The sequence below is a fragment of the Vibrio sp. HENC-03 genome, assembly GCF_000305755.2.
Taxonomy (GTDB): domain Bacteria; phylum Pseudomonadota; class Gammaproteobacteria; order Enterobacterales; family Vibrionaceae; genus Vibrio; species Vibrio owensii.
Genome location: NZ_JH976124.1, coordinates 526813 through 539011 on the forward strand (window position 1 = coordinate 526813; position 12199 = coordinate 539011).

Below are 12199 nucleotides of genomic sequence, written 5' to 3' on the forward strand. Positions count from 1 at the left end.
AATCAATAATCATTCTTATTTGATTTTAATCAAATAAGTTATACCGCTTTACGACTAATCTCGCGCTCTATTTTTTTAAAGCACTCTTTGTTTTTAAGGCACTATTTGTTTTTAAAGCACTAATGCGAGATTGCATCGCACCTTTTGGAAATCATTATGTTTGGTAAAACTTCTCTTCGCGTAGCAACGGGAGCTTTGCTGCTTGCATTGGCTCCTATGGGGGCAATGGCTAAAACCTACCAACACAGCTTGGGAACAGTAGACATTGATGGCGTACCACAACGCGTCGTTGTATTGGGCTACGGCAGTTTAGACTACATTGATGCTTTGGGCGTAACGCCCGTCGGCATGCCAAAGACGCTACTGCCAAAGTCTCTAGAAAAATTCCAAATCGACTCGTTCGCAAACACGGGCAGCGTGAAAGAAGTGAACTTCGAGACACTGTTTATGCTCAAGCCAGACTTAATCATCGCAGAAGGTCGCATGGCAGACATCTACAAAGATCTGAGCGACATCGCGCCAACTTACATGTTCCGTATCGACACCACCGACTACTGGAAAACAACCCAAGAACACTGGCGCACGCTGGGTGACATCTTCGACAAAGAAGAGCAAGCAGAGCAGTTGATTGAAGGCGTTCAAGAACAAATTAATCACCTGCACGCAAAAGTAGAAGCTCAGCCACCACGCACACTGACCGTCTCAAACAGCGGTAACAGCTTGGCGATGTTTGGCACTAACAGCCGTTTCTCATTTGTGTATGAAGAAGCGGGTTTTGCAACGTCGACTTCTGAGAACGTGAAATCTGTACCACGCACTCACGGTAACCTGATTTCATTCGAATACATTGCTGATGCGCAACCTGAGGTACTGCTTATCCTTGACCGCGAACAAGCCATCGGTCAGAGCAGTGGTAAAGCAAAACAGCTATTCGACAACGATCTTGTGAAGTCCACGCCAGCGGCGAAAAACAACCGCGTGCTGTTTATGGACCCAGCGGCTTGGTACTTAACCGCAGGTGGCTACCAATCGACGCAAACCATGATTAAAGAGCTGAACCAAGTCATTGCTAACTAACAGATTCGGTTCAATCTCACTCTAATCGATGACCTTTCCCGCTTCACGGTGCGAAAGGTCATTGTTGTTTTTATCACCCTATAAATACACCATGAAATTACATCATATCTTGGCTTTTTTATTGCTCGTCGTACTCGCCTGCGCCTCTCTGCTGGTTGGGGTGGCGAACGTTTCTCTCTCGCAGATTTTGGCCGGTGACAGCCACAGTTTGAACATCTTGCTGGTTAGCCGATTACCCCGCTTGTTGGCCATCGTCCTCGCTGGTGCAGGCTTAAGTATTGCAGGTTTGATCATGCAGCAGATCGTGCAAAACCGCTTTGCTGCCCCATCTACTACAGGTACGGTCGATTGGGCGATGTTCGGCTATATCGTCGCGCTGATTCTGTTTGCAGACATGAGCAGTTGGGTACACCTGATCACCATCTTCGCGTTCTCTGTAATTGGTACGGTGATCTTCGTGCGCTTCTTACAACGCTTGAAGTTTAAGAACACCGTGCTCGTTCCGCTGATAGGCATCATGTACGGCAACGTGGTTTCTTCCATGACCACCTTTATTGCCTACAAATACGACCTAGTACAGACCCTTGGTTCATGGACGGTGGCTAACTTCGCCTCAGTATTGCGTGGTAACTACGAGTTCTTGTACCTCGCGCTCCCTGTCTCGATTCTGGCTTACGCTTACGCCAACCGCTTTAGTGCGGCGAGTGTGGGCGAGAGCTTCGCAAAAAACATTGGTTTGAACTACCAGCGCATTGTTTTGGTCGGTGTCATTCTTGTGGCTGTGCTGTCGTCATCGGTGGTGATGATCGTTGGTATGATTCCGTTTCTCGGGCTTATCGTGCCAAACCTAGTGTCGCTGTTCATTGGTGACAACATGCGTCGTAACTTGCCTTGGACCGCATACGCAGGCGTGATTTTGGTGCTTACTTGCGACATCCTCGGTCGTCTTATCATTTTCCCTTACGAGATTCCAATTTCGATGATCATCAGCATCTTGGGTGGCTCAATCTTCATTTACCTAGTTCTGAGAGACAAATCGAATGCGTGATTCTATGAAAGTAACGCTGCTGGCAATCGCGGCAGTTTTGATTTGTGCGGTGTTCATCGGTAAAGGCTTAACGCCAGATAACTACCAGTTCTTCTTGTCACGTCGCATCCCGAAAGTACTGGCGATTGTCTTGGCAGCAATGGCGATTGCGTCGTCGTCACTGATTTTCCAGACCATCACCAACAACCGAATCCTCACCCCTTCGATTCTGGGTTTTGATTCCATGTACGTGATGATTCAAGTGCTGCTCGTAGTAATGTTTGGTGGCTTGAGTGCTTTGGTTATCAACAGCAAGCTCAACTTCGTGTTGTCGACTGGCATCATGATTGTTTGTGCAATGACCTTGTTCAGCTTCTACTTCCGTGGTCGTCAGCGCAATATCTTCACCTTGTTGTTGATTGGTATCGTACTAAGCAGCTTGTTCAATAGCGTCACCGGCTTCTTCACCATGATCACCGACCCAGATGAGTTCACCTTCATCCAAAGTTCTATGTTCGCGAGCTTTAACAACATCAACAGTGAGTTAGTGTACTGGTGTGTGGTTCCGATGCTGCTGTGTGGAGCATACCTAATGCGTATTGCCCACAAATTGGACGTAATGTGGCTTGGCGTCGACAACGCGAAAAGCCTAGGTGTGGATACCCATAAACTGACCATGCAAGTCATGTTCATCATCACTTTGATGGTGTCTATCTCGACCGCTTTGATTGGTCCAATCTTGTTCTTTGGCTTGATTGTTGTAGCTCTGGCTCGCCAAATCTTCACTGGTTACCAACATCGCTTATTGATTGTTGCGAGCTCAGTACTGTCGGTTGTGCTGCTGTCAGGCGGTCAATGGGTGGTTGAAAACCTGTTCGATTTTGACACCACCATCAGCGTTATCATCAACTTTATCGGCGGCGGCTACTTCTTGCTTCTGCTTATGAAAAACAAATTCGATTAAGGGTTTATCACATGATCCGTATTCAAGGTCTTAGCAAAAAATACAACGAAAAATACGTGGTAAAAAACGCCGATGCCCTTTTTCCACTTGGCAAAGTAACCAGCATTATTGGTCCTAACGGCGCGGGTAAAAGTACCTTGCTGTCGATGGCGAGTCGCCTAACAGAAAGCGATGCTGGTAGCGTCGTGATTGGTGATAAGCCGCTTGACCAATGGAACACCGAAGACTTAGCAAAGCGCCTATCAGTGCTGCGCCAGTCAAACAACATCAACATGCGCTTTACGGTGCGTGATTTGGTGGCGTTTGGTCGCTTCCCATACTCGCAAGGTCGCCTGACAGAAGACGATCACCGCATCATTGATGAATCGATGCAACATCTGGAAATCGACCATTTGAAAGATCGCTTTATCGACCAACTGTCGGGCGGCCAACGTCAAATGGCGTTTATTGCTATGGTGGTGGCGCAAGATACCGACTACATCTTCTTGGATGAGCCGCTAAATAACCTCGACATCAAGCACTCAGTCGACATCATGAGTACGCTACGTAAGCTTGCGGAAATGAAGAACAAAGCTGTAGTAATCGTAATTCACGACATCAACTTTGCGTCTTGTTACTCTGACCACATCGTGGCGATGAAACTTGGTGAAGTCATCAAAGCGGGCTTGGTTGAAGAAGTGATTGATGCCGAAGTGCTGAGCGATATTTACGAGATTCCATTTATTGTGCAAGAGATTAACGGCAACCGTATTTCGTTGTACTACCGACGTTAACGTAACCCAATCTGATCCCAAAGGCGGCCTCGTGTCGCCTTTTTTAATTTTGGTCAATGAAGAAGCCTTAAACGCGGAAAAGCGGTGTGTCTCGGCGGCAATAATGATACTGTACTGAACAGTTTTATTTAGGTTGATTTAGTTATGCGCGCATCTACTGAAAAGAAAAGAACTCGAATCATCGAAGTGGCAACCGAGCTGTTTATTGAACAGGGTTACAAGGACACATCACTCGATCAAATCGTTGCTATTTGTGGTGGTTCAAAACAGACCCTTTATCGTTACTTTTCCAACAAAGAAGGGTTGTTTGTTGAAGTGCTCGCGCATAACACCAAGATCAGCCTAGAGTCCGTTTTCCAACTTGCCGATAAACAGAATGAACCACTCAGAGAAACCTTAGAAGACTTCGCGAAGAAGTATCTACGCGGCATTTGCTCTAACCCAATCCTATCGCTTTATCGCATCATCTCTGCTGATTTTAATAAACATGACTCGGTTCCAAATCAGTTTTGGCAAACCGGGCCGCAGCGTATTCACCAATACTTAATTGAGTTTCTAAAAACCGACACCATCAGCCAGCAGCTTAACATCGACGATGCCGATTTAGCTTGTGGGCAACTACTCGCGCTGATCAAAATGGATTACCAGAATATGGCACTGATGGGCTTTGATTTCTTAAGCGATGAGGAATTGGATTCGCACACCCAAAAAGCCGTGGCGGCATTCCTTAAACTTTATCAGCGATAAGAACCTCAAAACTAAAAAACAAAGGGAGCACATTGGCTCCCTTTGTTTTTTTACGGCTTAGCTACCGAGTTGCTTGGCTGGCAATTTGCTCTGTTTACATAACCTCAGTGCGCTTCTTGTTTTGCGGCTAGCTTCTTACCAACCAACAAGATTGGCGCAAGAGCAAAAATAGAGACAATAAACATCACCAACGAATTGCTCAGTGCTAATGTCGTAGCTTGCTCTTTCACAACCGCACTAATTTGGCTCATCCCAAGTGCCGGATTAGGTAAGCGACCATGAGTCAGAATCGCACTGCTCAATGCCTGTTCGTAGGCCGCAAACACATGGTTTGAACCGTCCAGAGTGCGACCGATTTCGCCCGATGCTTGCGCGCTGTGGCTTTGAATCACACGAGAGAAAAACGCTCCGCCAATCACTCCGCCCATGGTTCGGAACAGATAGAAGTTAGCAATGCCTTCTAATCGCTGTCCTACTTGGAAGTACATCAACACCGCAATCGTCACCGACACATTCAACAAGCCAACACCAAAACCACGTAACAACATTGGGATGGGTAGTGACTCTGTGCCAACAAAACTTGGTAATTGGCTGAACTCATGCACCGACAGTAGAATCATTAGCACACCAAAAGGCACTACTGCATCCGCTAAAGGGCGGCGGAAGTAATACACCAATACACTTACCAGCATGCCGACCAACATGGCGTAAAACGACGGTAATTGTGCATAACCCGCATTGAGGCTGTTGTAGTGCATCGCCATTTTTAGGAAGTTGGCAAACAGCACTGTACTTGCCATCACGGCAAAGCCCGCAAGAAAGGCGTTATACATAAACACGTTGGTCTTTAACTTACCGTGCAATTGCATCGACGCAGTATCCAATTGGCGCGTTTTCACCAACTGATATACCGCCAACAAAGCTAGTGCCGCAGCCACTGAAGAAGCCTGTACAAACCAGTCTGAATCCAACCAGTTGTAGTAGCTGCTACGCATCAGTAGGAACACCACCAAACTCATCGTTAACGCGAGTACAAGGTACACCGAGCCTGAAGACTTTGGCTTAGTTTCAATCTCAATCGCCTGAGGCTTATACACGCCGATCATCACTAGAGCTGAAAAGTACAACCAAGCCGAGGCAACGTTCAAAAACGACCAATCAAACTCTTCAACAATCTCAGCCACCAACCACGGATAAGCGCCCATTGGTAACAGTGTTGAGAAGATCAGTGTCAGCGCAATAATCGCAGGCAACCAACGCTGCTCAAAAGTATTGAGTAGATAAAGGTTCACCACCACCAATAACATGCTCATGAAAAAGCCGCTTACGAACCAAGTTAGCGTGAACAACAACGCATGCTGACCAGTCCAATAGAGCGTAAGGTTTGTTCCTAAACCCACCAGCAATGCAGAGTGTAATGGCAATGACGTACCAAGCTTACGCACCAAGATAGGGGTAAACATAAACCCCAACACTTGAGTGATCATAAAGCCGATTTTCACTAACTCGACTTCATCTGCGGACAAACCGGATGTGGCTGCCATCTCGTGGGACAACTCGGTAAACATCACCGAATTGATTCCAAAAGCCGCAATGGCGAACAGCGCAAAAATCAGCAATGGTGAACGTGTTTTCATGGCGATTAACCTTGCTTTGCGGTCTCAATCGACACTTCAGCCGACAAGCCAGGGTAGATGCGCTGTTTAAGCTCTTGTGGGATATCCAACTCAATACGCACTGGCACACGCTGTACTACTTTCACAAAATTACCCGTCGCATTTTGCGGTGGCAACAAACTAAACTGCGCGCCTGTTGCAGGGGTAATAGAAGATACACGACCATGCAACGGATGATCGGGGAACATGTCTAACACCACTTCTACATCTTGCCCTTGTGCAACGTTTTCCAATTGAGTCTCTTTGAAGTTTGCCTCAATCCAAACGTAATCCGGTACCATCACGATCAAACCCATGCCCGGTTGAACAAACTTACCCACTTGCACTTGTCTGTCTGCCACGTAACCATCAAAAGGCGCTCGAACGATGGTTCGCTCAAGGGCGATATTCACCAATCTCAAGTTCGCTTCTGCTTGCTTGCGTTGCGCGGTTAGCTGCATTTTTTCTGTTACTAGCGCATCAAGTTGCTTCTGTTCAGCGGCTAGCGCTAGCTTGGCAGTTTCAAGATTGCTGCTCGCTTCAATAGAACGCGTTCTTTGCGCTTCAAATTGGTTCTTGCTCACCGACTGCTTTTGTACCAAGCGTGAAAGACGTTTGAACTCCGCCGCTTGATGTTCCGCGTTGGCACTTGCACTGTGAATGCCCTGCTTCGCCTGTTCAATCTTTACCAGCTGCATTTCAGTTTTGGTTTGGTTTGCGGTCAGCGCAGCTTTTGCGACATCTAACACTGACTTCGCGATTTCTTGGTTGGCAATGAAATCTTCATCATCAATCGAAAACAGTGGCGCACCTTTGCTGACCCACTGGTTATCTTCGACAAAAAGTTGGCTTACCTGCCCACCGACTTCCGGAGAAATCGCCGTCACATCCGAGTGAACATAAGCGTTATCAGTGGTCACTGTATTCGGTTGGTATAACGCACAACCTGCAGCGACTAACGAACCAATAACAAGCGACAACACAATGACTTTCTTCTTCATTTTTGAAACCCAACTTAATGATTTTTACAAACTGTACTGTACAGTACAGTTTTAGTAAAGATACATTTGATCATTGATAAGAAGAAAAGATCCATCCCACTGATTTTTATCGATCTTATTTGGTGGTTACTTTTGAATAAAAGAGAAGGAATTGAAGGGCTGTCGCGAGAAAAACAAAAAAGGCGACACCGAGGTCGCCTTTTGATTATGAAAAAATGCTTCGAGATTGAAGCCGGTGAGTCACGCTTATTGCTGCGCTACCTTCACTTGTGGTTTGGTTGAGCTTGTGTAATCGAAGTCAAACACAATGCCATCTTTGGTTACGTCCAAAGCCATACCACCGATAAGTTCACCTTGTAGGCTCATCTTCACGTCTTCCGGTACTGGCTCGCCAGACACTTCCGATGCTGTTTCAATCACTTCTAGTACGCGGTCTGAGTCCATAGTGAAGCTCAATAGACCATTCGCCGTTAGCGGTTGAGCCATGACTTTCTCACTTGCTGCCGCTGCTGCCTCACCACTGTAAAGCGTTAGGTGGCTGCCGTTTAGACGAGCAAATACATCCATTGGTTTACCTGCGTATGGTTCAAGCAGACCACCGATGTTCACTGGTTGGTTATCCGGTTGGATTTGAATCTGTGCCAGCTCAGGCATGAACATTTGTGCCGTTTGCAGCAGCATGTTTGGATCGTCCGCTGAGATAGAGAAGATCGCATCCAGCTGACCTAGCTCAGGGCCGTATTGGCCATTCATGTTCACATCAAGACCGAACATTTCCATGCTCAAACCTTTCAGGCCATTTGCCATACCCGCGCCCATGCTGATCGCCGGAGCTGGGTTTTGGCCACGCATGTCATTTTGCGCTTGAGCTAGGATTGAACACTGGTACTCAGGGGTTGTTAAATCTGTCCAGATCTTACCAATCGCCGGAGCCAACGTTGCAACGTCTAGGCCTAATGCCACGCTAAACATGCTCTGCTCACCATTCGATTCCGCCAAGACACCGCGCACTGATTGCAATGCTTCAAGAATCACTTGGTTTTTCGATTCAACAACAAAGCCGCCGTTGATGCGAGCCTTATCGTCACCCGCGCTGTACTCGGCAAACGCGACCATTTGCGGCCAGTTTTCAGCGATTTGAGTGAACTCAGTGTGACACGCAGGAGAACGCAGTTGCTCTAGCGTTGGGTCAGAGTCGGCCATCTTCAGTTGGCGCGCCATTCTGTTGCCATCAAGTGTCGTTAGACCTTTAATGATTTCGCGGATGTCGAAAATACCGAATGAGTTGTTGCTCGCACCGTATTTAGTTTGCACCGCTTCAAGACGGCCAGAATCGACAATACTGCTCTTCGGAGATTCAAGACCAAAAGCCAGCTTAAGTGGATTCTCAACACCAAGTTCAGGAATGTCGAAAGTTACGGTCAGCACGTTGTTAACCACTGCCACTGCCAGACCAATACCCAATTGTGGGTCTTGCGAATCCGTTAGCTCGTAGCGGCGGAACTCAACCGTATCTAGCTTCACAAGTTCGTGTTGAATGCCAGCAAGTTGCTCTTGCTCATCCAAGGTTTTCCATAGTGCTGCTGGGTTCTCTAGCTGTACCTTGTAAACAGGAACAAGGCCCAGGGTGTACATGATTGGGCTCACCATATCGCCCGTACCTAAGAAGGCTTTCAAGCTCTCAGGAGAAGACGCCGCTGCCATGTACGCATCCAAGAAGTTAACCGCAAACTCTAAACCAGGAGTCAGATCTTCTTCTGCAAACAGTTCTCCCATTGGTGGCTGTTGCGACGTACCGAATGCGTTCATGTATTCGTAGTGATTAAAAGGTTCCGTTTGGTAGGTAATCAACAAGGTATCCGCTGGAACTTGGGAAAGTAGCGAGGTTGAAGATTCACCTTGGGCAAGGTTATTTTGGTACACATACGCGGCACCGCCTGCTGCTGCGACCACTGCAGTAGCTAATAATAGTTTTTTCACGACCAACTCCGTTGTCTTAGTTTTATTTCCTCAAACCAACAGATTGGTTTGAGTGAGCATTAAGCCCCGAATAAATGCTTGGGAAGGATGACAATTTTCGGCATTTATTCATCTGCAATGCCATGATAAACGGCCTAACAGAGTTATCAATTTGCTGAATGCCAATTTCTTAAGATATCCAACATTTATAAGATGAACCGTGAAGTGGGTTAAATTGCGCGACCGCACTATTAGCAACTCACTCAATAAAATTTCATAAATGCTATACCCTATCGGCCAAAATCCACGCAATATTAAATCCAATTACCGATTTTTCTCTATTGTCTGAAAACAGCTCACGACCTGACATTTTCGTCGATTCCTCCTCTAGAAGACGGTCGTACTTTTACTTAGAGTCAGAGCTATCAATAACGAATGTTGAACGTCTATCGCGCCATTAATCACCATGAAAGATCAGCTGACTATCTCTATTTCCAACATCAATGGCTCTAAGCATTGGTACTTCAGCAAAGCCATGCAGCGCAACTTTAAAACGGGCTTGGTGGCATTTATTTTGGGATTAACCGCAACCGCTATCTTGATCAATCATCTTTATTCTCAGGTCGATGACGCCGTACTTGAGCAAGCAAAGTTAACCGAGCAATCGCGCAGTATGGGTCAGGAGTTAAGTGAGCTAAAGGCTCTGAAATCAGAGCTTGAGAATGACCTCTCGGAGCGAGAAGAACGCGTTCAATTGGTCTCGGAGCGTTTGGGGGAATTGGAGAAAGTGCTTGGTGTCGCCAACGAATCCAACACTGAGAGTTTGGATGCGCGCTTTGATACTGCCGCTATCACGTCTAATGTTCGAATGGTGATGCTCAACCAGATCCCTAACGGCTCTCCTGTCGGTAAAGCACGGCTTTCATCGGGGTTTGGCAAGCGCGTTCACCCGGTTACCAAAAAAACAAAAATGCACCGAGGATTAGATTTTGCGGTTAACACGGGCACCAAAGTGTATGCCTCTGCTGATGGCGTAATAGAGACCACACGCCGAAGTAGCAAAGGGTATGGAAACTTACTGCATATACAGCATTCCTTTGGCTTTTCGAGCGCTTATGCCCACTTGAAAGAGTTCAAAGTCAAAACCGGTGAGTTCGTCAAAAAAGGCCAGCTCATCGCCATTTCTGGTAACACCGGGCTCTCTTCTGGTCCTCACCTTCATTATGAAGTGAGATTTATTGGAAGAGCCGTAAACCCAAGGCCATTCGTGGATTGGAACCTCAATAATTTTGAAGACATTTTTACCAAGGAGCGAAGAATACGATGGGAATCTTTAATCAAAACCGTGGAACAACGAGTGGCTCATCAGCTTCAACTCTCATCGCCAAAGGCTGTTCTGTTAGCGGAGAACTCAAAGTAGAAAGCGATATTCAGGTTGATGGCATCATCGAAGGCCAATTGCACGTCGAAGGCACATTGGTCGTCGCAGAGAGTGGCCGTGTTAAAGGCGACATCTACGCGAAACAACTGATCGTCAATGGCCTGCTTGATGGTAACTGCCATGCTGAACACATCCAAGTGCTAGCAAAAGGCCGTGTCAGTGGGAAAATTTGGAGTAACAACCTGAGTATCGAAGCTGGCGGCAAGTTCTTTGGAGAGGCCGCAGAACTACCAGAAAAAGAAGTGGTGACGCTGAAAGATAAGTCCACTGAAACCAATAAAACGGATAAGTCACAAGCTCGCAAAAGCGCGTAATTACGAATATCAAAAAGGGCACTGACTGTGCCCTTTTGAGTTGTTGCTATGCTTGCGTTAGACCAAATTAGAATTCGTAAAACAGGCGAACACGTGCGCCGAAATCGTCTTCTTCTTTAAACGCTTCGCTTGGTGAGTTCGCGCTAAGATCGTTGGTAACGGTTGTGAAGTAAGAACCCAGTAACACTGAGAAGTTCTCTACCTCTAGCACGTCCGTGAACTCGTAAGAAGCATAAAGTGTCGATACCTTCACATCGCCTTCTGCCCAACCTTTGATCTCTTTGTTTTCGTATTCGTTCAGCGCGTAAACGTAACCAATACCTAGCCCTTTCCACAGTGCGTTAACCCCTGTCGAGAAGTTGTTTTCGTCAACCGCATCTAAGTAAGCCACGTTTGCATTCACCGACCAATCACCGCTGGTCCAGTTACCTGTTAAGCCGTAACCAGTACGGTCAGAAATATCAACACCTTGGTCGGTCACCACCGCATCAGAAACGAGGTTGGTTTCCATCGAGGCTGCTAGGCTGAAATCACCCATTTGATAAGCAACAACAGGGCGTACTAAGAAGGAGTCTTTGCTGCTTGTAATGGCTTGACCGTGGTATTTGCCGCCATCGGTACCTTCATGGAAAAGATCCGAACGGTCACCAATCATGGTGCTCAGTTCCAGATAAAGATTGCCGAAGCTTTGGCTGTACATCAGCTGACCATCAGATCCGCGGCCGCGCGCTTCTTTCATCTGATAGGTGTAAGCCGAGCCATCGGTGTAAAGCTCGTTAGAGGTATCACCTGAGTACTCTAGGAACACATCCAGACCAACAGGGAACATGTCATACGCTTCGAAACGACCCGCTTTGATTGCCCAACTGTCTTTCTTACCAAACTCGAAATAAGCATCATCAAGGTTTACGTCACCTGTGCTTTCAAACAAAGGCTGGGCTTTCACGCCGACATAGTGACCGTTGCTTGTGAATTTCTCACCTGCAAACTCGATCAGTACGCGACCATCTTGGTTGAATTCTTGATCACCAGAATCGTTCGACTCACGATCTTGGTAGTTGAAGTTCAATTCAACGTCGCCGCCGATAGAAAAGTTCCCTTCTTCGTTGTCGATAATGCTGATGCCCGCATTTGCCGATAGTGCCGTGCATACACCGATGGCGCTCAGAGATAATTTCAGTGCTTTGTTCATGTTAAACCCTATATGTATTAGATTTTATTGTGTAAAAGTGCTGATTTTA

11 protein-coding genes are annotated in these 12199 nt (G+C 46.8%); 7 read left to right on the forward strand and 4 right to left on the reverse strand.

All coding sequences use genetic code 11. The features are described from left to right. The first annotated feature begins 156 nt into the window (after positions 1–156). The 5 genes from VCHENC03_RS10075 (at position 157) to VCHENC03_RS10055 (ending at position 4588) form a co-directional block, all read left to right on the forward strand. Entirely contained in the window at positions 157–1077 is a 921-nt protein-coding gene (locus VCHENC03_RS10075) for a siderophore ABC transporter substrate-binding protein (protein WP_005434328.1), read from the forward strand. 91 nt (positions 1078–1168) lie between these two features. Beyond that, a complete protein-coding gene (locus tag VCHENC03_RS10070; protein ID WP_032802805.1) occupies positions 1169–2125 on the forward strand; it encodes an ABC transporter permease in 957 nt (318 codons plus the stop codon). Then, the gene (locus tag VCHENC03_RS10065) at positions 2118–3068 is read left to right on the forward strand and encodes an iron chelate uptake ABC transporter family permease subunit (protein ID WP_005429177.1); all 951 of its coding nucleotides are present in this window, start codon (positions 2118–2120) and stop codon (positions 3066–3068) included. Before VCHENC03_RS10070 ends, VCHENC03_RS10065 begins: the two co-directional genes overlap by 8 nt. 11 nt (positions 3069–3079) lie before the next feature. Continuing rightward, positions 3080–3841: an iron ABC transporter ATP-binding protein gene (locus VCHENC03_RS10060; RefSeq protein ID WP_009706558.1), complete on the forward strand. Its 762-nt coding sequence runs from the start codon at positions 3080–3082 to the stop codon at positions 3839–3841. Positions 3842–3985: 144 nt separating this feature from the next. Then, positions 3986–4588 carry a TetR/AcrR family transcriptional regulator gene (locus tag VCHENC03_RS10055; protein ID WP_009706559.1) on the forward strand — a complete coding sequence of 201 codons (603 nt, stop codon included), beginning with the start codon at positions 3986–3988 and terminating at the stop codon, positions 4586–4588. Positions 4589–4692: 104 nt separating this feature from the next. Here the strand turns inward: VCHENC03_RS10055 and VCHENC03_RS10050 are convergent, their stop codons facing one another. The 3 genes from VCHENC03_RS10050 to VCHENC03_RS10040 form a co-directional block, all read right to left on the reverse strand. Beyond that, positions 4693–6225: an MFS transporter permease gene (locus VCHENC03_RS10050; RefSeq protein ID WP_009706560.1), complete on the reverse strand. Its 1533-nt coding sequence runs from the start codon at positions 6223–6225 to the stop codon at positions 4693–4695. Between the two features lie 5 nt (positions 6226–6230). Beyond that, a complete protein-coding gene (locus VCHENC03_RS10045) occupies positions 6231–7244 on the reverse strand; it encodes an HlyD family secretion protein (protein ID WP_009706561.1) in 1014 nt (337 codons plus the stop codon). A gap of 246 nt (positions 7245–7490) precedes the next feature. Further along, on the reverse strand, positions 7491–9224 hold the full coding sequence (locus VCHENC03_RS10040) for a hypothetical protein (RefSeq protein WP_009706562.1): 1734 nt from the start codon (positions 9222–9224) through the stop codon (positions 7491–7493). A 445-nt stretch (positions 9225–9669) separates the two neighbouring features. Between VCHENC03_RS10040 and VCHENC03_RS10035 the strand changes: the two genes are divergently transcribed. Then, positions 9670–10623 carry a M23 family metallopeptidase gene (locus VCHENC03_RS10035; RefSeq protein ID WP_009706563.1) on the forward strand — a complete coding sequence of 318 codons (954 nt, stop codon included), beginning with the start codon at positions 9670–9672 and terminating at the stop codon, positions 10621–10623. Beyond that, complete coding sequence (locus tag VCHENC03_RS26960) at positions 10527–10958, forward strand: bactofilin family protein (protein WP_080642206.1); 432 nt, start codon at positions 10527–10529, stop codon at positions 10956–10958. The genes VCHENC03_RS10035 and VCHENC03_RS26960 overlap by 97 nt, the downstream gene beginning before the upstream one ends. 67 nt (positions 10959–11025) lie before the next feature. Here the strand turns inward: VCHENC03_RS26960 and VCHENC03_RS10025 are convergent, their stop codons facing one another. Then, positions 11026–12150, reverse strand: coding sequence for a carbohydrate porin (locus tag VCHENC03_RS10025; RefSeq protein WP_009706565.1), 1125 nt, complete (start codon positions 12148–12150; stop codon positions 11026–11028). Positions 12151–12199 lie beyond the last annotated feature (49 nt).

Excerpts from the sequence above, each read along its gene's own strand:
- VCHENC03_RS10070 (WP_032802805.1), top strand. The coding sequence starts at position 1,169 with ATGAAATTACATCATATCTTGGCTTTTTTATTGCTCGTCGTACTCGCC.
- VCHENC03_RS10035 (WP_009706563.1), top strand. The coding sequence starts at position 9,670 with ATGAAAGATCAGCTGACTATCTCTATTTCCAACATCAATGGCTCTAAG.
- VCHENC03_RS10050 (WP_009706560.1), bottom strand. The coding sequence starts at position 6,225 with ATGAAAACACGTTCACCATTGCTGATTTTTGCGCTGTTCGCCATTGCG.
- VCHENC03_RS10055 (WP_009706559.1), top strand. The coding sequence starts at position 3,986 with ATGCGCGCATCTACTGAAAAGAAAAGAACTCGAATCATCGAAGTGGCA.
- VCHENC03_RS10075 (WP_005434328.1), top strand. The coding sequence starts at position 157 with ATGTTTGGTAAAACTTCTCTTCGCGTAGCAACGGGAGCTTTGCTGCTT.
- VCHENC03_RS10060 (WP_009706558.1), top strand. The coding sequence starts at position 3,080 with ATGATCCGTATTCAAGGTCTTAGCAAAAAATACAACGAAAAATACGTG.
- VCHENC03_RS10065 (WP_005429177.1), top strand. The coding sequence starts at position 2,118 with ATGCGTGATTCTATGAAAGTAACGCTGCTGGCAATCGCGGCAGTTTTG.
- VCHENC03_RS10045 (WP_009706561.1), bottom strand. The coding sequence starts at position 7,244 with ATGAAGAAGAAAGTCATTGTGTTGTCGCTTGTTATTGGTTCGTTAGTC.
- VCHENC03_RS26960 (WP_080642206.1), top strand. The coding sequence starts at position 10,527 with ATGGGAATCTTTAATCAAAACCGTGGAACAACGAGTGGCTCATCAGCT.
- VCHENC03_RS10025 (WP_009706565.1), bottom strand. The coding sequence starts at position 12,150 with ATGAACAAAGCACTGAAATTATCTCTGAGCGCCATCGGTGTATGCACG.